The organism is Pseudomonas sp. FeN3W, from assembly GCA_030263805.2.
Classification (GTDB): domain Bacteria; phylum Pseudomonadota; class Gammaproteobacteria; order Pseudomonadales; family Pseudomonadaceae; genus Stutzerimonas; species Stutzerimonas stutzeri_G.
Genome location: CP136010.1, coordinates 1,735,336 through 1,754,049, shown reverse-complemented (window position 1 = coordinate 1,754,049; position 18,714 = coordinate 1,735,336). Strand labels below are relative to the sequence as shown.

20 protein-coding genes are annotated in these 18,714 nt (G+C 61.1%); 15 read left to right on the top strand and 5 right to left on the bottom strand.

Annotated features, from left to right (window positions below):
* Window positions 1-3: 3 nt before the first annotated feature.
* Window positions 4-528 carry an HAD family hydrolase gene (locus P5704_008350; GenBank protein WOF80470.1) on the bottom strand — a complete coding sequence of 175 codons (525 nt, stop codon included), beginning with the start codon at window positions 526-528 and terminating at the stop codon, window positions 4-6.
* Window positions 529-1,503 carry a KpsF/GutQ family sugar-phosphate isomerase gene (locus P5704_008345; GenBank protein WOF80469.1) on the bottom strand — a complete coding sequence of 325 codons (975 nt, stop codon included), beginning with the start codon at window positions 1,501-1,503 and terminating at the stop codon, window positions 529-531. It lies immediately after the preceding gene.
* A gap of 281 nt (window positions 1,504-1,784) precedes the next feature.
* Here P5704_008345 and P5704_008340 point away from each other — a divergent pair, with 281 nt between their 5' ends.
* From P5704_008340 to hisC, 11 genes are all read left to right on the top strand, one after another.
* A complete protein-coding gene (locus P5704_008340) occupies window positions 1,785-2,600 on the top strand; it encodes an ATP-binding cassette domain-containing protein (GenBank protein WOF80468.1) in 816 nt (271 codons plus the stop codon).
* Window positions 2,593-3,390 carry a lipid asymmetry maintenance ABC transporter permease subunit MlaE gene (gene mlaE, locus P5704_008335; GenBank protein WOF80467.1) on the top strand — a complete coding sequence of 266 codons (798 nt, stop codon included), beginning with the start codon at window positions 2,593-2,595 and terminating at the stop codon, window positions 3,388-3,390. The genes P5704_008340 and mlaE overlap by 8 nt, the downstream gene beginning before the upstream one ends.
* On the top strand, window positions 3,390-3,848 hold the full coding sequence (gene mlaD, locus P5704_008330; protein WOF80466.1) for an outer membrane lipid asymmetry maintenance protein MlaD: 459 nt from the start codon (window positions 3,390-3,392) through the stop codon (window positions 3,846-3,848). Before mlaE ends, mlaD begins: the two co-directional genes overlap by 1 nt.
* A gap of 11 nt (window positions 3,849-3,859) precedes the next feature.
* Window positions 3,860-4,507 carry an ABC transporter substrate-binding protein gene (locus P5704_008325; protein ID WOF80465.1) on the top strand — a complete coding sequence of 216 codons (648 nt, stop codon included), beginning with the start codon at window positions 3,860-3,862 and terminating at the stop codon, window positions 4,505-4,507.
* Entirely contained in the window at window positions 4,500-4,814 is a 315-nt protein-coding gene (locus P5704_008320) for an STAS domain-containing protein (GenBank protein WOF80464.1), read from the top strand. The genes P5704_008325 and P5704_008320 overlap by 8 nt, the downstream gene beginning before the upstream one ends.
* Window positions 4,815-4,827: 13 nt before the next feature.
* Window positions 4,828-5,319, top strand: coding sequence for a phosphate-starvation-inducible protein PsiE (locus P5704_008315; protein WOF80463.1), 492 nt, complete (start codon window positions 4,828-4,830; stop codon window positions 5,317-5,319).
* 99 nt (window positions 5,320-5,418) lie between these two features.
* The gene (locus tag P5704_008310; protein ID WOF80462.1) at window positions 5,419-5,658 is read left to right on the top strand and encodes a BolA family protein; all 240 of its coding nucleotides are present in this window, start codon (window positions 5,419-5,421) and stop codon (window positions 5,656-5,658) included.
* Between the two features lie 103 nt (window positions 5,659-5,761).
* On the top strand, window positions 5,762-7,027 hold the full coding sequence (murA, locus tag P5704_008305; GenBank protein WOF80461.1) for a UDP-N-acetylglucosamine 1-carboxyvinyltransferase: 1,266 nt from the start codon (window positions 5,762-5,764) through the stop codon (window positions 7,025-7,027).
* A 75-nt stretch (window positions 7,028-7,102) separates the two neighbouring features.
* On the top strand, window positions 7,103-7,735 hold the full coding sequence (gene hisG / locus P5704_008300; GenBank protein WOF80460.1) for an ATP phosphoribosyltransferase: 633 nt from the start codon (window positions 7,103-7,105) through the stop codon (window positions 7,733-7,735).
* 169 nt (window positions 7,736-7,904) lie between these two features.
* Window positions 7,905-9,215 carry a histidinol dehydrogenase gene (hisD, locus tag P5704_008295; GenBank protein WOF80459.1) on the top strand — a complete coding sequence of 437 codons (1,311 nt, stop codon included), beginning with the start codon at window positions 7,905-7,907 and terminating at the stop codon, window positions 9,213-9,215.
* A gap of 111 nt (window positions 9,216-9,326) precedes the next feature.
* Window positions 9,327-10,373 (top strand): histidinol-phosphate transaminase, encoded by a 1,047-nt coding sequence (gene hisC / locus P5704_008290; GenBank protein WOF80458.1) that lies wholly within the window; start codon window positions 9,327-9,329, stop codon window positions 10,371-10,373.
* 104 nt (window positions 10,374-10,477) lie between these two features.
* Here hisC and algW read toward each other — a convergent pair whose 3' ends face one another.
* Window positions 10,478-11,632 carry a Do family serine endopeptidase AlgW gene (gene algW, locus P5704_008285; GenBank protein ID WOF80457.1) on the bottom strand — a complete coding sequence of 385 codons (1,155 nt, stop codon included), beginning with the start codon at window positions 11,630-11,632 and terminating at the stop codon, window positions 10,478-10,480.
* A 161-nt stretch (window positions 11,633-11,793) separates the two neighbouring features.
* Between algW and P5704_008280 the strand changes: the two genes are divergently transcribed.
* The 4 genes from P5704_008280 to cysN all read left to right on the top strand — a co-directional run bounded on the left by P5704_008280 (window position 11,794) and on the right by cysN (window position 16,037).
* Window positions 11,794-12,552, top strand: coding sequence for a Nif3-like dinuclear metal center hexameric protein (locus P5704_008280; protein WOF80456.1), 759 nt, complete (start codon window positions 11,794-11,796; stop codon window positions 12,550-12,552).
* A gap of 186 nt (window positions 12,553-12,738) precedes the next feature.
* Window positions 12,739-13,656 carry a sulfate adenylyltransferase subunit CysD gene (gene cysD / locus P5704_008275; protein WOF80455.1) on the top strand — a complete coding sequence of 306 codons (918 nt, stop codon included), beginning with the start codon at window positions 12,739-12,741 and terminating at the stop codon, window positions 13,654-13,656.
* Between the two features lie 60 nt (window positions 13,657-13,716).
* Complete coding sequence (locus tag P5704_008270; GenBank protein ID WOF80454.1) at window positions 13,717-14,064, top strand: four helix bundle protein; 348 nt, start codon at window positions 13,717-13,719, stop codon at window positions 14,062-14,064.
* 74 nt (window positions 14,065-14,138) lie between these two features.
* The gene (cysN, locus tag P5704_008265) at window positions 14,139-16,037 is read left to right on the top strand and encodes a sulfate adenylyltransferase subunit CysN (protein ID WOF80453.1); all 1,899 of its coding nucleotides are present in this window, start codon (window positions 14,139-14,141) and stop codon (window positions 16,035-16,037) included.
* Between the two features lie 293 nt (window positions 16,038-16,330).
* Here the strand turns inward: cysN and P5704_008260 are convergent, their stop codons facing one another.
* Window positions 16,331-16,771: a YtoQ family protein gene (locus tag P5704_008260; protein ID WOF80452.1), complete on the bottom strand. Its 441-nt coding sequence runs from the start codon at window positions 16,769-16,771 to the stop codon at window positions 16,331-16,333.
* Window positions 16,772-17,000: 229 nt separating this feature from the next.
* A complete protein-coding gene (locus tag P5704_008255; protein ID WOF80451.1) occupies window positions 17,001-17,564 on the bottom strand; it encodes a transposase in 564 nt (187 codons plus the stop codon).
* Window positions 17,565-18,714: the final 1,150 nt, after the last annotated feature.

Genomic DNA, 18,714 nt, shown 5'->3' with positions numbered 1-18,714 from the left:
CCTCTACAGATAGGCGTTTTGCGCGGCGGCCAGGGTGCCCTGCGCGCGCATGATCAGTTCGCAGAACTCGCGTGCCGCACCCTCGCCACCGCGGGCCTGGGTAACGCCATGGGCATGTTCACGCACGAAGCTGTCGGCGCTGGCCACAGCCATGCCGAGCCCTACGCGGCGTATCACTGGCAGGTCGGGCAGGTCGTCACCGAGATAGGCCACCTCAGAGTAGCTCAGGCCAAGCTCGGCCAGCAGTTCGTCGAGCACGACCAGCTTGTCCTCGCGGCCTTGATAGAGGTGCTGGATGCCGAGATTCTGCGCTCGACGCTCTACCACGGGCGTCTTGCGTCCACTGATGATCGCGGTGCGCACGCCGGAGTTGATCAGCATCTTGATGCCATGACCGTCCAGTGTGTTGAACGTCTTGAACTCGCTGCCGTCGGTCAGGAAATAAAGGCGGCCATCGGTGAGCACACCGTCGACGTCGAAGATCGCCAGGCGGATGTCGCGGGCGCGCTGCAGGAGCTGCTCGTGCATTTACATGACCCCCGCGCGCAGCAGGTCATGCATGTTCAGCGCGCCCACCGGCAGCTCCTGCTCGTCGACCACCACCAGCGCACTGATCTTGTGGTCCTCCATGATCTTCAGTGCTTCGGCGGCGAGCATTTCGGCATGGGCGGTCTTGCCATGTACGGTCATGATTTCGTCGATGCGCGTCTGGCGAACGTCGACACCCTTGTCCAGTGCGCGGCGCAGGTCGCCGTCGGTGAAGATACCAGCGAGCCGGCCGTCCGCTTCGACGATGACGGTCATGCCCAGGCCCTTCTGCGTCATTTCCAGCAGGGCATCGCGCAGCGATGTGCCGCGCGGAACCTTCGGCAAGCGCTCGCCGGTGTGCATGACGTGCTCGACTTTCAATAGCAGGCGACGGCCCAGCGCACCACCCGGGTGAGAGAAAGCGAAATCTTCGGCGGTGAACCCGCGGGCCTCGAGCAGCGCGATAGCCAGGGCATCGCCGAGCACCAGGCTGGCGGTGGTGGAGGAGGTCGGCGCAAGATTCAGTGGGCAGGCTTCGATGGCGACACTGGCGTCCAGATTCACCGCGGCGGCCTTGGCCAGCACCGAGTTGGGGTTGCCGGTCATGCTGATCAGGGTGATGCCGAGCCGCTTGATCAGCGGTAGCAGGGTGACGATCTCGCTGGTGGTGCCGGAGTTGGAAAGGGCGAGGACGACATCGTCCTGAGTGATCATGCCCATGTCGCCATGACTGGCCTCGGCAGGATGCACGAAGAAGGCGGCGGTGCCGGTGCTGGCCAAGGTGGCAGCGATCTTGCGGCCGACGTGCCCGGACTTGCCCATGCCAACCACCACCACACGGCCCTTGCAGCCAAGGATCAGCTCGCACGCCTGCACGAAATCGGCATCGATACGTGCGTTCAACTGCTCAACCGCCTCGATTTCCAGGCGGATGGTGCGTTGCGCGGTTTCGATCAATTGGCTGCTCTGGCTCATGGCTGGCGAGGTCGTCCGATTAAAAGGCGGGGATTATAGCGAGAAACCGCTGCGTGCTCATGGAAAATGTCGGTGCGTCACGGTCGGCGCGCAAAGCGATTCGATCAGCCTGAGCTGAACCGAAGCTGAACGGCGCGTGGCTAGCAATCTGCCGAAACGCTCATCGGTTTGGGCGGCCTCCGGCGCGATGCTATAGTGCGCCGCCGAAAACGGTCAGGGCAGAAAGTATCCCAGCGTCATCGGGAGCCGTCTGCTTCGCAGACTGTATGCAAGGAGACCAGATGAGCGCCTGCAATGACTTCGCTGTCGAGCTGAAGGGAGTGACCTTCAAGCGAGGCGAGCGCAGTATTTTCAACGATGTCGATATCGCCATACCGCGAGGGAAGGTCACGGCCATCATGGGGCCGTCCGGTTGTGGCAAGACGACGCTGTTGCGCCTTATCGCTGCGCAATTGATGCCGTCGCGCGGGGAAGTCTGGGTGGCAGGCAACAATCTGCCGAGCCTCTCGCGCAGCGAGTTGTTCGATATGCGCAAGCAGATGGGTGTGCTGTTCCAGAGCGGCGCGCTGTTCACCGATCTCGACGTGTTCGAGAACGTGGCGTTTCCGCTGCGGGTGCACACCAGGTTGCCGGACGAGATGATCCGCGACATCGTGCTGATGAAGCTCGAAGCGGTGGGGCTGCGTGGCGCCATCGAGCTGATGCCCGACGAGCTGTCCGGTGGTATGAAGCGGCGTGTCGCGCTGGCGCGGGCGATTGCCCTGGACCCGCAGATTCTGATGTATGACGAACCCTTCGCCGGACAGGATCCGATTGCGATGGGCGTTCTTGTGCGGCTGATTCGCCTGCTCAACGACGCACTGGGCATCACCAGTATCGTGGTCTCCCACGACCTGGCCGAAACCGCGTCCATTGCCGACTACATCTATGTGGTGGGCGACGGCCAGGTGCTTGGCCAGGGTACGCCGGCGGAGCTGATGGAGTCGCACAATCCGCGCATCAGGCAATTCATGACGGGCGCAGCCGACGGGCCGGTGCCATTCCATTTTCCTGCACCGGCCTATGCCGACGATCTACTGAGAGGCACCGATGCGTAAGCGTTCGTTGTTGGATCGGATTGCCCTGCTCGGTCGCGCCGGACTGGATGTGCTGGCAGCCCTAGGGCGCTCGACGATATTTCTGGTGCATGCGCTATTCGGGCGAAGCGGGCTGCGTAACGGTTTTTCGCTGCTGGTCAAGCAGCTCTATTCGGTTGGTGTGCTGTCACTGGCCATTGTAGTTGTCTCCGGCATCTTCATCGGCATGGTGCTGGCGCTGCAGGGCTACAACATTCTCAGCAGCTACGGCTCCGAACAGGCGGTTGGGCAGATGGTCGCACTGACCCTGTTGCGCGAGCTCGGTCCGGTGGTTACTGCGCTGCTGTTCGCCGGACGTGCCGGCTCGGCTCTGGCGGCCGAGATCGGCAACATGAAGTCGACCGAGCAGCTCTCGAGCCTGGAAATGATCGGAGTCGATCCGCTCAAGTACATCATCGCGCCGCGCCTCTGGGCCGGTTTCATCTCGCTGCCGCTGCTGACGCTGATCTTCAACGTGGTCGGTATCTGGGGCGGAGCGATGGTGGCGGTGGAGTGGCTCGGTGTCTACGAAGGCTCGTTTTGGGCCAACATGCAGAACAGTGTCGACTTCAGTTCCGATGTGCTCAACGGCGTTATCAAGAGCGTCGTCTTTGCGCTGGTAGTGACCTGGATCGCCGTGTTCCAGGGCTACGATTGCGACCCGACCTCCGAAGGTATCAGCCGTGCCACCACCCGGACTGTGGTTTACGCCTCGCTGGCGGTGCTCGGCCTCGATTTCATTTTGACCGCGTTGATGTTTGGAGATTTCTGATGCGTATCCGCACACTGGAAATGGGTGTCGGGCTGTTCCTGCTTGCCGGGCTGCTGGCCTTGCTGCTGCTGTCACTGCGTGTCAGCGGGCTGAGCGTTACTGATGCCGACACTTACAAGCTGTATGCCTATTTCGACAATATTGCCGGATTGACTGTCCGATCCAAGGTGACCATGGCTGGCGTGACCATCGGCAAGGTCACCGCGATCGACCTGGATCGTGACAGCTACACCGGACGAGTCACGCTGGAAATCCAGCAGGATGTCGACATCCTGCCGGCCGACTCGACGGCTTCGATCCTTACCGCAGGGCTGCTGGGTGAGAAGTACATCGGCATCAGCGTCGGCGGTGAGGAAGAATTGCTCGCCGATGGCGACACCATTCAGGACACCCAGTCCTCGCTGGTGCTCGAGGATCTGATCGGCAAATTCCTGCTCAACTCGGTTAACAAAGATTGAAGGAGATGCACATGATGACTGCCTTGCGCCGCGGCCTGCTGATTCTGTTGGCCGTTCTGCCCATGTTCTCCCACGCTGCGCTGACAGCCCACCAGGTCATTCAGCAGACCACCGATGAGTTGCTGGCCGATCTGAAGGCCAACAAGGAGCAGTACCGCAACGATCCGGCGGCTTTCTATGACTCGCTGAACGAGATTCTCGGCCCGGTCGTCGATGCCGAAGGCATCTCGCGCAGCATCATGACCGTCAAATATTCGCGCAACGCCTCGCCCGAGCAGATGACGCGCTTCCAGGAGAATTTCAAGCGCAGCCTGATGCAGTTCTATGGCAACGCCCTGCTGGAATACAACAACCAGCAGATCCGCGTGCTGCCGTCGAGCGGCAAGGCGGATGACAAGCGCACCAGCGTCGGCATGGAGGTGGTAGGGCGCCAGGGCGAGATCTATCCGGTGTCCTACACCATGGTCAACGCCGGCGAGTGGCGGGTGCGCAATGTGATCATCAATGGCATTAACATTGGCAAGCTGTTCCGCGATCAGTTCGCCGATTCCATGCAGCGTAACGGCGGCGATCTGGACAAGACCATCGATGGTTGGGCCGAGGTGGTGGCGCGAACCAAGGATACCGAGGCCGGTCAGCAGGCCGCAGGCGATGAGTGAGGCGCGTATCGAGCGTGGTGCCGAAGGCGAACTGCGCATGATCGGCGTGCTCGACTATAGCAGCGGGCCCTCGCTGCGCGAGGCCGGGCGAGCGCTGATCGCGGACAGCCGCTCGGCACTGATGCTGGATTGCTCGGCGGTCGAGCGGTCCAGCAGTGTCGGGCTTTCTCTCCTGCTGGCCTTCATGCGCGATGCCAAGGCCGCCGGCGTCGAACTGCGCGTCACTGCGTTGCCTGACGATATGGAAAAGATTGCCAAGGTGTCCGGCTTGCTGGATATCCTGCCGCTGGAAGCATCCCGGGTCTGAAAGGAATATCCGTATGAAACTGCGCTGGGCGGAAGAGCTGCGCGATAGCGTGCATGAGCTGGCCGAATCGCTGGGCAATCTGCTGGTCGAGACGTTCCACTACCTGGCGCTGTTTGCGATCGGCGCGGTGACGGCCTGGGCGGCGGTCATGGCCTTTCTTGGCATGGTCGAGAAGGGCCATATCACGGTCGATGACATCCTGCTGCTGTTCATCTACCTGGAGCTGGGTGCGATGGTCGGGATCTATTTCAAGACCAACCACATGCCGGTGCGATTCCTGATCTACGTGGCGATTACCGCGCTGACCCGCCTGTTGATCTCCGATGTTTCCCACCACCATCGTCCTGACATGGGCGTGGTCTACGTATCCGGTGCGATCCTGCTTCTGGCGTTGGCGATTCTGGTGGTGCGCTTCGCCTCCTCACGCTTTCCCGCCGTGCAAAGCGATAGCGGTCGGCCACGCCATTCGCGTAGCCGTGACCAGGGCGCCGAGACGCTCGATTGAGACATCTCCGTTGGTTCGGCGAGGTTCGGGGTTCGCAGCCTTCGGGCTTTTTTGTATGATGATCGGCCCGTGCGCGTCCTGCGCCGATCGAGGTTGAACATGCAGGCCCAAGAAGTGAAGAATTTCCTGGAAGAGAAGATTCCAGGTGCCCAGGTAGAAGTGGAAGGCGAAGGCTGCAACTTCCAGCTCAACGTGATCAGTGACGAGCTGGCCGGTCTGAGCCCGGTCAAACGCCAGCAGCAGATCTACGCCCACCTCAACCCCTGGATCGCCGACGGCAGCATTCACGCCGTCACCATGAAGTTCTTCAGTCGCGTCGACTGGGCCGGGCGCGCCTGATCGCTGGCGGCCAGCACCTCCACTCATTCCAGGCAGAGCGCGTCGAATTGACTGCGCCGCCCCCTTCGGCAGTGCTTACAGCCTGCGGCTTACGGGAATACTCATGGACAAACTGATCATTACCGGCGGTATTCGCCTCGATGGCGAGATTCGCATTTCCGGTGCGAAGAACTCCGCCCTGCCGATTCTGGCCGCCACCTTGCTGGCCGACACCCCTGTCACGGTATGCAACCTGCCGCACCTGCACGACATCACCACGATGATCGAGCTGTTCGGTCGCATGGGCGTGCAGCCGGTCATCGACGAAAAGCTCAGTGTCGAAGTGGACGCCAGCAGCATCAAGACGCTGGTTGCGCCCTATGAGCTGGTGAAGACCATGCGCGCCTCGATCCTGGTGCTCGGCCCGATGGTCGCGCGTTTTGGCGAAGCCGAAGTTGCCTTGCCCGGCGGTTGCGCCATTGGCTCGCGGCCGGTCGATCTGCACATCCGTGGTCTCGAAGCCATGGGCGCGCACATTGACGTCGAAGGTGGCTACATCAAGGCCAAGGCGCCTGCCGGTGGATTGCGTGGTGCGCATTTCTTCTTCGATACGGTAAGTGTGACCGGTACCGAAAACATCATGATGGCCGCCGCGCTGGCCAACGGCCGCAGCGTGCTGGAAAACGCCGCGCGTGAGCCCGAGGTGGTTGACCTGGCCAACTTCCTCAACTCCATGGGTGCTAAGGTTTCCGGTGCCGGCACCGACACCATCACCATCGATGGGGTCAAACGTCTTGGCGGTGGTCGCTACAGCGTAATGCCCGACCGTATTGAAACCGGGACCTATCTGGTCGCGGCGGCTGCCACTGGTGGCCGTGTTCGCTTGAAGGATACCGACGCAACGCTGCTCGAAGCTGTGCTGCACAAGCTGGTTGAGGCTGGCGCGCATATCGATACCGGTAGCGACTGGATCGAGTTGGACATGAAGGGCAAGCGGCCAAAGGCAGTCAACGTGCGGACTGCACCATACCCCGCGTTTCCGACCGACATGCAGGCGCAGTTCATTGCGCTGAACGCCATTGCCGAAGGCACCGGCACGGTGATCGAGACCGTTTTCGAGAATCGCTTCATGCACGTCTACGAGATGAACCGCATGGGCTCGCAGATTCTGGTCGAAGGCAATACCGCCATTGTCACCGGCGTCGAGCGTCTCAAAGGTGCGCCGGTCATGGCGACCGATCTGCGCGCGTCGGCAAGCCTGGTCATCGCCGGCCTGGTTGCCGAGGGCGATACGCTGATCGATCGCATCTACCACATTGATCGTGGCTACGAGTGCATCGAAGAGAAGCTGCAGCTGCTGGGCGCGAAGATTCGCCGCGTGCCGGGCTAGGTTTTCGCGAGACGGATGGCTAGCGGGCCCTTGACTAGCGAGGGCCCACCCGAGGTTCCAAAGGAAATGTGCTCCATGCTTACCATCGCCCTGTCCAAAGGCCGCATCCTCGACGATACCCTGCCGCTGCTCGCCGCAGCCGGCATCGTGCCCACCGAGAACCCGGACAAGAGCCGCAAGCTGATCATCCCGACCACTCAGGATGATGTGCGTCTGCTGATCGTCCGCGCTACCGACGTGCCCACCTACGTCGAGCATGGTGCGGCCGATCTCGGCGTCGCCGGCAAGGATGTGCTGATGGAGTACGGCGGCCAGGGGCTGTACGAGCCACTCGATCTGCGCATCGCCAACTGCAAGTTGATGACCGCCGGCAAGGTCGGTGCGCCGGAGCCCAAGGGCCGCCTGCGCGTGGCGACCAAGTTCGTGAATGTCGCCAAGCGCTACTACGCCGAGCAGGGCCGCCAGGTCGACATCATCAAGCTGTACGGCTCGATGGAGCTTGCGCCGCTGGTGGGGCTGGCGGATAAGATCATCGACGTCGTCGACACCGGCAACACCCTGCGTGCCAATGGCCTGGAGCCCCAGGAACTGATCGCACACATCAGTTCGCGGCTGGTGGTGAACAAGGCTTCGATGAAGATGCAGCACGCGCGCATCCAAGCGCTGATCGATACCCTGCATACGGCGGTTCAGCAGCATCAGCATTGATGCGTTTCGCGGTCCCCGCCGCGCCTGCCTATCCGTGCCATAGCTGAAATTCTCAGGTGCCCGCACGGTGGGCTTGATATTCTAGCGGCGCCTGAGAGCCCGGCCTGCGCTTCGTGCCATTGCAATGAAGCAGGCCGCTTCCGATGCCTAGCCAACCATGAGGCCCGCTATGACCGCTCCCTCCGCCATCCGTCGACTCAACGCTGCCGATGCCGACTTCGCACGTCATCTGGATCATCTGTTGAGCTGGGAAAGCGTTTCCGACGATGGCGTAAACGAGCGAGTGCTGGAGATCATCAAGGCTGTACGCGAGCGCGGCGATGCTGCGCTGGTCGAGCTGACCCAGCGCTTCGATGGACTACAGGTCGCCTCCATGGCTGATCTGATCCTGCCACGCGCACGTCTGGAGCAGGCCCTCGAGCGGATTACCCCGGAACAGCGCGAGGCTCTCGAAATTGCTGCCGAGCGGGTGCGCAGCTATCACGAGCGGCAGAAACAGGACTCCTGGACCTATACCGAAGCCGACGGCACGGTGCTGGGGCAGAAAGTCACCCCGCTGGACCGCGCCGGTCTCTACGTGCCGGGCGGCAAGGCATCCTATCCATCGTCGGTGCTGATGAACGCCATTCCGGCCAAGGTTGCTGGTGTGCCGGAAGTGGTCATGGTCGTGCCTACCCCGCGTGGCGAGCTCAATGAGTTGGTGCTCGCGGCGGCCTGCATTGCCGGCGTCGATCGGGTCTTTACCATCGGTGGTGCGCAGGCGGTCGCGGCGCTGGCCTACGGTACCGAGAGCGTGCCGCCGGTGGACAAGATCGTCGGCCCGGGCAACATCTATGTTGCTACTGCTAAGCGTCACGTATTCGGCAAGGTTGGTATCGACATGATTGCAGGCCCGTCGGAAATCCTGGTGGTCTGCGACGGCCAGACCGACCCGGACTGGATCGCCATGGACCTGTTCTCCCAGGCCGAGCATGACGAGGATGCCCAGTCGATTCTGGTCAGCCCGGATGCCGTCTTCCTTGATCGCGTCGCCGAAAGCATCGCCCGCCTGCTGCCGACACTGGAGCGTGCCGATATCGCCCGTACCTCCATCGAAGGCCGTGGTGCGCTGATTCAGGTGGCCGACATGCAGCAGGCGATCGATGTCGCCAACCGTATCGCGCCTGAGCACCTGGAGCTTTCGGTCGCCGAGCCGGAGCAATGGCTGCCGCAGATTCGGCATGCCGGCGCGATCTTCATGGGGCGTTACACCGCCGAGGCGCTGGGCGATTACTGCGCTGGCCCGAACCACGTGCTGCCGACCTCGGGCACGGCGCGCTTCTCCTCGCCGCTGGGTGTGTATGACTTCCAGAAGCGCTCGTCGATCATCAATTGCTCGGCCGAGGGTGCCTCGACGTTGGGCAAAGTGGCGTCGGTGCTGGCGCGCGGCGAATCGCTGACGGCGCATGCGCGCAGCGCCGAGTACCGCATCAAGAGCTGACGCTGGGCGGCCGGCACGGACTGGCTCATGCCCGTTCGCCGTCGCCACTTGGCAAGGCGTTTGAACTATCGCCTCACGACCAACCGATCACTTTCGAGGAGAGAAGGGCAGATGAGCAAATTCTGGAGCCCCTTCGTCAAGGACCTGGTGCCCTATGTGCCGGGTGAGCAGCCCAAGCTGAGCAAGCTGGTCAAGCTCAACACCAACGAGAACCCCTATGGCCCATCGCCACGTGCGATCGCCGCGATGCAGGCCGAGCTCAACGACGGTCTGCGGCTGTATCCGGACCCGAACGGCGAGCGGCTGAAGCAGGCGGTGGCCGAATATTACGGCGTGTGCCCAGCTCAGGTCTTCGTCGGCAATGGCTCGGACGAAGTGCTAGCCCATGCCTTTCATGGTTTGTTCCAGCATGACCGCCCGCTGCTGTTTCCTGATATCAGCTACAGCTTCTACCCGGTGTACTGTGGGCTGTATGGCATCGCCTACGAAACCGTCGCGCTCGATGAACAGTTCCAGATCGATGTGGCCGATTACAACCGGCCGAACGGCGGCATCATCTTCCCTAACCCGAATGCGCCGACTGGCTGCCTGCTTCCACTTCAGGCGATCGAGCAGCTATTGCAGGCGAACACTGAATCCGTGGTGCTGGTCGATGAGGCCTATGTGGATTTCGGCGGTGAGTCTGCCATCGCACTGGTGGACCGTTATCCGAATCTGCTGGTGACGCAGACGCTGTCCAAGTCGCGTTCGCTGGCCGGCCTTCGTGTGGGTCTGGCAGTCGGCCATCCGGATCTGATCGAGGCGCTGGAGCGGATCAAGAACAGCTTCAATTCCTACCCGCTGGACCGTATCGCCATCGCTGGCGCCGCGGCGGCGTTCGAGGATCGCGCCTATTTCCAGCAGACCTGTCAGCAGGTCATCGACAGTCGCGAGGCGGTGGTGACGGCGATGCAGGGGCTGGGTTTCGAGGTGCTGCCGTCGGCGGCGAACTTTATCTTCGCGCGTCATCGGCAGCGTGATGCGGCAGCGATAGCTGCGAGCCTGCGCGAGCAGGGCGTGATCGTGCGGCATTTCAAGCAGCCACGTATCGAGCAGTTCTTGCGTATCACCATCGGTACGCCGGAGCAGAATCACGCGCTGTTGGCTGCGCTCGGCTGACGCTGAGTCTGGTTCGGGCAGGCTTACTGCCTGCCCTTGCCGACTGGCGGTGGAAGGGGCGCAGCATGTTGCTGCATTTCCCTCGTTTGGCAGGAGCGTCATCGCTATTTCGGCGCAGCGTTCACCGGTGGTCGCATGCCAATTTCGGCGGTAAGGGTCAGTGGCTTGCCATTGCGCAGGATATCGATGTCGATGTTCTCGCCCGGACGCGCGCGCGCAACCTGGTTCATCGAGCTGCGCCCGTCGGCTGACTGCACTCCGTCGATGCTCAGGATCAGGTCGCCTGGCTGAAGCCCGGCCCGTGCCGCCGGGCCGTCGCGGTAGACACCCGCCACCACGATTCCTGGTCGTCCTTCCTGACCGAAGGACTCCGCGAGCTCCTGAGTCAGCGACTGCACCTCCACGCCCAGCCAGCCACGAATGACCTGGCCGTGCTCGATGATCGACTTCATCACTTCCAGTGCCAGCTTCACCGGTATCGCGAAGCCGATGCCCTGCGAACCGCCGGATTCGGAAATGATGGCGGTATTGATGCCGATCAGGTTGCCGCCGGCATCCACCAGCGCGCCGCCCGAGTTGCCTCGGTTGATCGCCGCATCGGTTTGGATGAAATCCTCGTAGGTGTTCAGGCCCAGCTGATTGCGGCCGGTGGCGCTGATGATGCCCATGGTGACGGTCTGGCCGACGCCGAAGGGGTTGCCGATCGCCAGGGTGACGTCGCCGACGCGTATGCGATCGGAATGGCCGAGCGTGATGGCCGGTAGGTCTGCGAGGTCGATCTTCAGCACGGCAAGGTCGGTCTCCGGATCGCTGCCAATCACCCGGGCCAGCGTTTCCCGGCCATCCTTGAGGGCCACGACGATCTGCTCGGCGTTGGCGGTCACATGGTTGTTGGTGAGCAAGTAGCCTTCGGAACTCATGATTACCGCAGAACCGAGGCTCGACTCCATGCGCCGTTGCCTCGGCAGGTTGTCACTGAAGAAGCGTTGGAACAGTGGATCCTTGGACAGCGGTTGCTGCTCGGTCTTCTCGATGACCTTGGTGGTGTAGAGGTTGGCAACTGCTGGCGCAGCGGCCGCCACCGCGTTGGCGTACGAATAAGGGCCCTGCTGCGGTGCGCTGGCAACCAGCGGTGCCTGCTGTAGCCCGATGTCGTGCTCCTTTATACCCACCAGCTGCGGATAGCGCTGGATGATCAGCAGTGCTACGAGCAGGCCGACCAGCAACGGCCAGCCGAGAAAACGTAGGGCATTGAACATCGCGCAGGGGTCCGGACAGAGTTGCGGGCGCGGGGAGCGCCCCTTAAGGTGGCGGCATTATACGAAGCTCCAACTGAAATGCAGCTTCATGTGTGCATGATTTGCCGTGAGGGTTCGACTAGAAATCTATCGAGCCATATCGCATTTACCAAGAGGTTGCCATGACTGTTGCGCTCACCGCTCTGGTTCAGGAAGCAGATCGATATCTGGATGCCGCGAGGATTGCCGATTATTGCCCCAATGGCCTGCAGGTCGAAGGGTGCTCTCAGGTCGCGCGGATCGTCAGTGGTGTGACGGCCAGCCAGGCATTGCTGGATGCGGCAGTCGAGGCGGGCGCCGATGTGGTCCTGGTCCATCATGGCTATTTCTGGAAGAACGAAGATGCTCGTGTCGTCGGCATGAAGCAGCGCCGCCTGAAAACCTTGCTGAGCAATGACATCAGCCTGCTGGCGTACCACCTGCCACTCGATGTGCATCCTGAGGTCGGCAACAATGCCCGATTGGGCGTATTGCTCGGTCTTCGCTCCGACGGTCCGCTGGAGCCGGGCAATCCGCGCTCGGTGGGGCTGGTGGGCTCCCTTGAGAAACCGCTGGCGCCGGCTGAGTTCATGCGTCGGATCCATGACGTGCTTGGACGGGAGCCGCTGATGGTCGCCGGCGACCGCCCGATTCGGCGTGTCGCCTGGTGTACCGGTGGTGCCCAGGGCTATATCGATCAGGCTGTGGCGGCCGGAGTAGACGCCTATATCACCGGTGAAATCTCCGAACCCACGGCACATATCGCGCGTGAAAATGGCCTGAGCTTCTTCGCTGCCGGCCATCACGCGACAGAGCGCTATGGGGTCCGTGCGCTGGGTGAGTACCTAGCAAGCCGCTTCGGCATCGAGCACCAATTCATTGATTGCCCAAACCCCGCGTAAAGCTTGCTCCACAAGCGCAGTGAGTCGTGGAGCCCCCCATTTCACGGTCCCGTGGCACGGCGGAGAGTCGATATAAATCTATAGCTTTTAGGTCTAAAAGGCGGCCTGATTAGAATTGAAGGTCGTGTTAGAGTTGCGCCCATTCCACGGCCGGCCGGCCGTCCATCTGCCAAATCGTGAGTAGCCATGGTCGACAAACTGACGCATCTGAAACAGCTGGAGGCGGAAAGCATCCATATCATTCGTGAGGTCGCTGCAGAGTTCGGCAACCCGGTGATGCTGTATTCCATCGGCAAAGATTCGGCCGTAATGCTGCACCTGGCGCGCAAGGCCTTCTTCCCTGGCAAGCTGCCGTTCCCGGTGCTGCATGTCGACACCCGCTGGAAGTTCCAGGAGATGTACAGCTTCCGCACCAAGATGGTCGAGGAGATGGGCCTTGAGCTGATCACCCACATCAACCCCGAGGGTGTGGCGCAGGACATGAATCCCTTCACGTATGGCAGTGCCAAGCACACCGACGTCATGAAGACCGAAGGACTCAAGCAGGCGCTGGACAAGTACGGTTTCGACGCTGCCTTCGGTGGTGCCCGTCGCGACGAGGAAAAATCCCGCGCCAAGGAGCGTGTCTACTCCTTCCGTGACAGCAAGCACCGCTGGGATCCGAAGAACCAGCGCCCTGAGCTGTGGAATCTCTACAACGGCAAGGTCAAGAAGGGCGAGTCGATCCGCGTGTTCCCGCTCTCCAACTGGACTGAGTTGGACATCTGGCAATACATCTACCTCGAGCAGATCCCGATCGTGCCGCTGTACTTCGCTGCCGAGCGGGAAGTCATCGAGAAGAACGGCACGCTGATCATGATCGACGATGAGCGGATTCTCGAGCACCTCACTGATGAGGAAAAAGGGCGCATCGAAAAACGTATGGTCCGCTTCCGCACCCTCGGCTGCTACCCGCTCACCGGTGCGGTCGAGTCGACCGCGACCAGCCTGCCGGAAATCATCCAGGAGATGCTCCTGACCCGCACTTCCGAGCGCCAGGGGCGCGTCATCGACCATGACGCCACCGGCTCGATGGAGGAAAAGAAACGCCAGGGGTACTTTTAACGAGTGATAGCTGGAAGCTTGAAGCCGGAAGCTTGAAGTGAAAGCAGCATGGAGCGCTGTATGGATTTCGAAAAGTTGGAGGTATGGAAGCGATCGGCAAGGCTGTCGGTAAATTTGTATCGACAGCTGAGTGGTTCTCGTGAATTAGGCTTCAAGGACCAGATCACTCGCTCAGGCTTATCAATTCCCAGCAATATTGCCGAAGGCATGAGTAGGGGAGGAGCGAAGGAAAAAATACGGTTTTTGCTGATTGCCAAAGGTTCCTGCGCGGAACTGCGAACGCAACTTTATATAGGTCGCGAGGCAGGCTTCGTAACGGAAGAGTTTGCAGGACCCAGTATCCAGGAAACCCGCGAAATCGCCGCCATGCTGTCCAGTTTGATTCAAACCATTCGTAAAGACTGTTAGCAGAGCGCAAGTTGTCGATGCGAGGAGCTGTTACTTCCAGCTTCCAGCTTCCAGCTTCCAGCTCGGAGAATGCAATGAGCCACCAATCCGACCTAATTTCCGCCGACATCCTCGCCTACCTGGCGCAACACGAGCGCAAGGAACTCCTGCGTTTCCTGACCTGCGGCAACGTCGATGACGGCAAGAGCACGCTGATCGGCCGCCTGCTGCACGATTCGAAGATGATCTACGAGGACCATCTTGAAGCGATCACCCGCGACTCCAAGAAGGTCGGTACCACTGGCGAAGACGTCGATCTGGCGCTGCTGGTCGATGGGCTGCAGGCCGAGCGCGAGCAGGGCATCACCATCGACGTTGCCTACCGTTATTTCAGTACCGCCAAGCGCAAGTTCATCATTGCCGACACCCCCGGCCACGAGCAGTACACGCGCAACATGGCCACCGGCGCGTCCACCTGCGACCTCGCGATCATCCTGGTAGATGCCCGCTACGGGGTGCAGACCCAGACCAAGCGCCACAGCTTCATCACCTCGTTGCTGGGCATCAAGCATATCGTCGTCGCCATCAACAAGATGGACCTGATGAACTTCGATCAGGACGTGTTCGAGAAGATCAAGGCCGACTACCTGGCATTTGCCGATCGCATCGAACTCAAGCCGTCGTCTCTGCACTTCGTGCCGATGTCGGCGCTGAAGGGCGACAACGTAGTCAATCGCAGCGAGCGCGCACCCTGGTACCAGGGGCAGTCGCTGATGGAGATTCTCGAGAGTGTCGAGATCGCCGGCGACCGTAACTTCGACGACCTGCGCTTCCCGGTGCAGTACGTCAACCGCCCGAATCTCAACTTCCGCGGCTTCGCCGGCACCCTGGCGAGCGGCATCGTGCGCAAAGGCGACGAGATCGCCGTGCTGCCGTCCGGCAAGATCAGTCGGGTCAAGTCCATCGTCACGTTCGATGGCGAACTCGAGCAGGCGACGCCGGGTGAAGCCGTTACCCTGACGCTCGAAGACGAAATCGATGTCTCGCGGGGCGACATGCTGGTGCATGCCGATAGTCGTCCGCGTATCGCCGACGGCTTCGAGGCGATGCTCGTTTGGATGGGCGAAGAGCCGATGCTGCCGGGCAAGAAATACGATATCAAGCGCGCTACCAGCTACGTGCCGGCCTCCATCGCCAGTATCGCCCACAAGGTGGATGTGAATACGCTGGAGAAGGGCGCTGCGAGCAGCCTGCAGCTCAACGAAATCGGTCGCGTCAAGGTCAGCCTGGATGCGCCGATCGCGCTGGATGGCTACGCGCAGAACCGCACCACTGGCTCATTCATCGTCATCGACAGGCTCACCAACGGCACCGTTGGTGCCGGCATGATCATCGCTGATCCGCTTGCTCATGGTTCTACTGGGCATCACGGTGCGCTGGCTCACGTATCGACCGAAGAGCGCGCGATCCGCTTTGGCCAGCAACCTGCCACTGTGCTGTTTACCGGGCTGTCCGGTGCCGGCAAGAGCACCTTGGCCTACGCCGTGGAGCGCAAACTGTTCGATATGGGGCGGGCTGTTTACGTACTGGATGGCCAGAACCTGCGCCACGACCTGAACAAGGGCCTGCCGCAGGACCGTGCCGGTCGCACCGAGAATTGGCGCCGTGCCGCCCAAGTGGCGCGCCAGTTCAACGAGGCGGGTCTTTTGACCCTGGCGGCCTTCGTCGCACCGGATGCCGAAGGCCGCGAACAGGCCAAGGCGTTGGTAGGTGCGGATCGCCTGCTTACGGTTTATGTCCAGGCTTCGCCGCTGACCTGTCAGCAACGCGATCCGCAAGGCTTGTACGCTGCTGGCGATGACAACATTCCCGGCGAGTCCTTCCCCTACGATGTGCCGGGCAATGCCGATCTGGTGATCGACACTGAGTCGCTGACGGTGGAAGAGGGTGCCAAGCAGGTCATCGATCTGCTGCGTCAGCGCGGCGCGATCTGATCTAGTACCGGTAACGACAACGCCCTGCAGTTTGAACTGCAAGGCGTTTTGTTTTGCCGCATCAGAAACCGGACTTTTGTAGGGTGCGCTCCGCGCACCGGAAAATGCTGAAGCCAGTAGACGTGACGCCAGGTATGGCTTGTTCCCGTCCTGATACCGCTCGGTGCGTGGAACGCACCCTACGATCAATGTGGTGCTTCGCTTTCCTCCGTCTTGGCAAGGCCAATTCCGGGCTCGCCGAAAAACATCCTGTGGGGAATACAGGCCATCGCTCAGCCTGCAAACCAGCCGTATCAGTCGCGAAGCACGTACTTCAGAATCTCCACGACCTGCTCGGTGGTGGTCGCCCAAGCCATGGCGGCTGCGTCGACTTCCTTCAGGGGATGCACGATGTCGTCGCCATGGAGCGTCACATAAGGCTTGCCCAGGGCTGCGCAGTAACCGGCGTCGAATGCGGCGTTCCATTGCTTGTACTTGTCGCCGAAGCGCACCACCACCAGATCGGCTTGTTGAATCAGCGTCTTGGTGCGGATCGCGTTTACCTTGGACGACTTATGGTCGCGCCAGAAGCCATTAGGCTCGGCGCCCAGGCAATCGCCGGCGGCATCGCTGGCTTCGTGATCCGTTACGGCGGAAGTGAAGACTACATCCAGTTCGGCGGCCTTGGCGCCACGCTCGATTTCAACGCGCCAGTCGGTATGGATTTCCCCGGACAGGTAAACGGTAAAGGGCATGGTTCCTCCTGAAAAATCGGTATCGCCTGCGACATGTCTCGCGGCAAGAAGGGACCGATGCTAGCCCAGCAGGCTGCGTGAGGGCCAGCGATAGCCCGTCAATGCCTTACGTAGGTTGCATTAGCCGAAGTCGTAATCCGACCTTCGGAGGGTGGGTGCGGTTTCGACGTTGGGCGATGGATGCAGCCGGTTCGGGGTAAACGACGGAAGCGCCTTCGGCGATTCCATCCTACGGAGAAGGATGCATCAGGCCGCGAGTAGAACGCTTGGCTCTTGGCAATACAAGCTCCGGATCGCCCGCCCAGTCGGCAGGGTACAGCCCGGCACGAACGTCGCGGTGAAAGCTCGAATAGGGCCAATCCCCAACGCGCCGAACCAGGCCATGCTTGAGTGGGTTTACATACACGTAATCCATATGCCGCCGGAAATCGGCTTCGTTACGGATGAGGTGTTCCCAATAACGGCGCTGCCAGATACCCCGCTCGCCGCGATGCAGGCGTACAGCCGAACGGTATTCGTCCAGGGGCAAGGCGCGGCTGAAGAACGTTTTGATCAAGCGCCAACGCAGCGAATAGTCCGCATCACCCGGCGGTAGTGTCCAGACGCAATGCATATGCTCGGGTAAAACCACCCAGGCATTGATAGTAAAGGGATGGAGTCGATGCACGCTCCGGACGGCGGTCCGCAGAACATCGATGTGTCGCACCAGCAAATCATTGCCGCGCCGCTCAAGAAGATTCACCGTAAAAAACCAGCTCGCCCCTGGAGCCAGGGCGCGACGATAGTTAGGCATCCTTGCCCCCTCGACGTATTAATGAGCCAAAAGTGTAAGTTGGATCAGCCGTCGGAGGTGTGGCCCAGTCGCGGTAACCGATGGAAGCGCCTTTGGCGATTCCATCATACGAAAAGCGGTTCACCGCTCCGCGATGTTCAGGCAACGTAGGTTGGATTAGCCGAAGGCGTAATCCGACGTTCGCGAGGGTGGGTACGGTTGCGGTGTCGAGTTGATGGTTGCAGGCAATTCGCGGTAACCGACGGAAGCGCCTTCGACGATTCCATCATACGAAAAGCGGTTCGCCGATCCGCGAGGTCCAGTCAACGTAGGTTGGATTAGCCGAAGGCGTAATCCGACGTTCGAGTGGGTTGGCGCGGTTGCGGTGTTGGGCGGTGGATGCAGCCGATTCGCGGTAACCGACGGAAGCGCCTTCGGCGATTCCATCATACGGAAAGTGATCCGCCATACCGCGATTACGGAAAGCGGTTCGCCGCCCGCGATGCCCAGGCAACGTAGGTTGGATTAGCCGAAGGCGTAATCCGACGTTCGAGTGGGTTGGCGCGGTTGCGGTGTTGGGTGGTGGATGCAGCCGGTTCGCGGTAAACGATGGAAGCGCCTTCGGCGATTCCATCATACGGAAAGCGTTTCGCCGCTCCGCGATGTCCAGGCAACGTAGGTTGGATTAGCCGAAGGCGTAATCCGACGTTCGAGTGAGTGGGTGCGGTTGCGGTGTTGGGTGGTGGATGCAGCCGGTTCGCGGTAAACGACGGAAGCGCCTTCGACGATTCCATCATACGAAAAGCGGTTCGCCGATCCGCGAGGTCCAGTCAACGTAGGTTGGATTAGCCGAAGGCGTAATCCGACGTTCGAGTGGGTGGGTGCGGTTGCGGTGTTGGGCGGTGGATGCAGCCGATTCGCGGTAACCGACGGAAGCGCCTTCGGCGATTCCATCATACGGAAAGCGGTTCGCCGATCCGCGAGGTCCAGTCAACGTAGGTTGGATTAGCCGAAGGCGTAATCCGACGTTTGAGTGGGTTGGCGCGGTTGCGGTGTTGGGCGGTGGATGCAGCCGATTCGCGGTAACCGACGGAAGCGCCTTCGGCGATTCCATCATACGGAAAGTGATCCGCCATACCGCGATTCAAACAGCAAAACGCCCCGCACAAAG

What these genes read in the sequence shown, in the direction of transcription:
- P5704_008350 (WOF80470.1), bottom strand. Translation starts at nt 528, where the DNA reads ATGCACGAGCAGCTCCTGCAGCGCGCCCGCGACATCCGCCTGGCGATC.
- P5704_008345 (WOF80469.1), bottom strand. Translation starts at nt 1,503, where the DNA reads ATGAGCCAGAGCAGCCAATTGATCGAAACCGCGCAACGCACCATCCGC.
- P5704_008340 (WOF80468.1), top strand. Translation starts at nt 1,785, where the DNA reads ATGAGCGCCTGCAATGACTTCGCTGTCGAGCTGAAGGGAGTGACCTTC.
- mlaE (WOF80467.1), top strand. Translation starts at nt 2,593, where the DNA reads ATGCGTAAGCGTTCGTTGTTGGATCGGATTGCCCTGCTCGGTCGCGCC.
- mlaD (WOF80466.1), top strand. Translation starts at nt 3,390, where the DNA reads ATGCGTATCCGCACACTGGAAATGGGTGTCGGGCTGTTCCTGCTTGCC.
- P5704_008325 (WOF80465.1), top strand. Translation starts at nt 3,860, where the DNA reads ATGATGACTGCCTTGCGCCGCGGCCTGCTGATTCTGTTGGCCGTTCTG.
- P5704_008320 (WOF80464.1), top strand. Translation starts at nt 4,500, where the DNA reads ATGAGTGAGGCGCGTATCGAGCGTGGTGCCGAAGGCGAACTGCGCATG.
- P5704_008315 (WOF80463.1), top strand. Translation starts at nt 4,828, where the DNA reads ATGAAACTGCGCTGGGCGGAAGAGCTGCGCGATAGCGTGCATGAGCTG.
- P5704_008310 (WOF80462.1), top strand. Translation starts at nt 5,419, where the DNA reads ATGCAGGCCCAAGAAGTGAAGAATTTCCTGGAAGAGAAGATTCCAGGT.
- murA (WOF80461.1), top strand. Translation starts at nt 5,762, where the DNA reads ATGGACAAACTGATCATTACCGGCGGTATTCGCCTCGATGGCGAGATT.
- hisG (WOF80460.1), top strand. Translation starts at nt 7,103, where the DNA reads ATGCTTACCATCGCCCTGTCCAAAGGCCGCATCCTCGACGATACCCTG.
- hisD (WOF80459.1), top strand. Translation starts at nt 7,905, where the DNA reads ATGACCGCTCCCTCCGCCATCCGTCGACTCAACGCTGCCGATGCCGAC.
- hisC (WOF80458.1), top strand. Translation starts at nt 9,327, where the DNA reads ATGAGCAAATTCTGGAGCCCCTTCGTCAAGGACCTGGTGCCCTATGTG.
- algW (WOF80457.1), bottom strand. Translation starts at nt 11,632, where the DNA reads ATGTTCAATGCCCTACGTTTTCTCGGCTGGCCGTTGCTGGTCGGCCTG.
- P5704_008280 (WOF80456.1), top strand. Translation starts at nt 11,794, where the DNA reads ATGACTGTTGCGCTCACCGCTCTGGTTCAGGAAGCAGATCGATATCTG.
- cysD (WOF80455.1), top strand. Translation starts at nt 12,739, where the DNA reads ATGGTCGACAAACTGACGCATCTGAAACAGCTGGAGGCGGAAAGCATC.
- P5704_008270 (WOF80454.1), top strand. Translation starts at nt 13,717, where the DNA reads ATGGATTTCGAAAAGTTGGAGGTATGGAAGCGATCGGCAAGGCTGTCG.
- cysN (WOF80453.1), top strand. Translation starts at nt 14,139, where the DNA reads ATGAGCCACCAATCCGACCTAATTTCCGCCGACATCCTCGCCTACCTG.
- P5704_008260 (WOF80452.1), bottom strand. Translation starts at nt 16,771, where the DNA reads ATGCCCTTTACCGTTTACCTGTCCGGGGAAATCCATACCGACTGGCGC.
- P5704_008255 (WOF80451.1), bottom strand. Translation starts at nt 17,564, where the DNA reads ATGCCTAACTATCGTCGCGCCCTGGCTCCAGGGGCGAGCTGGTTTTTT.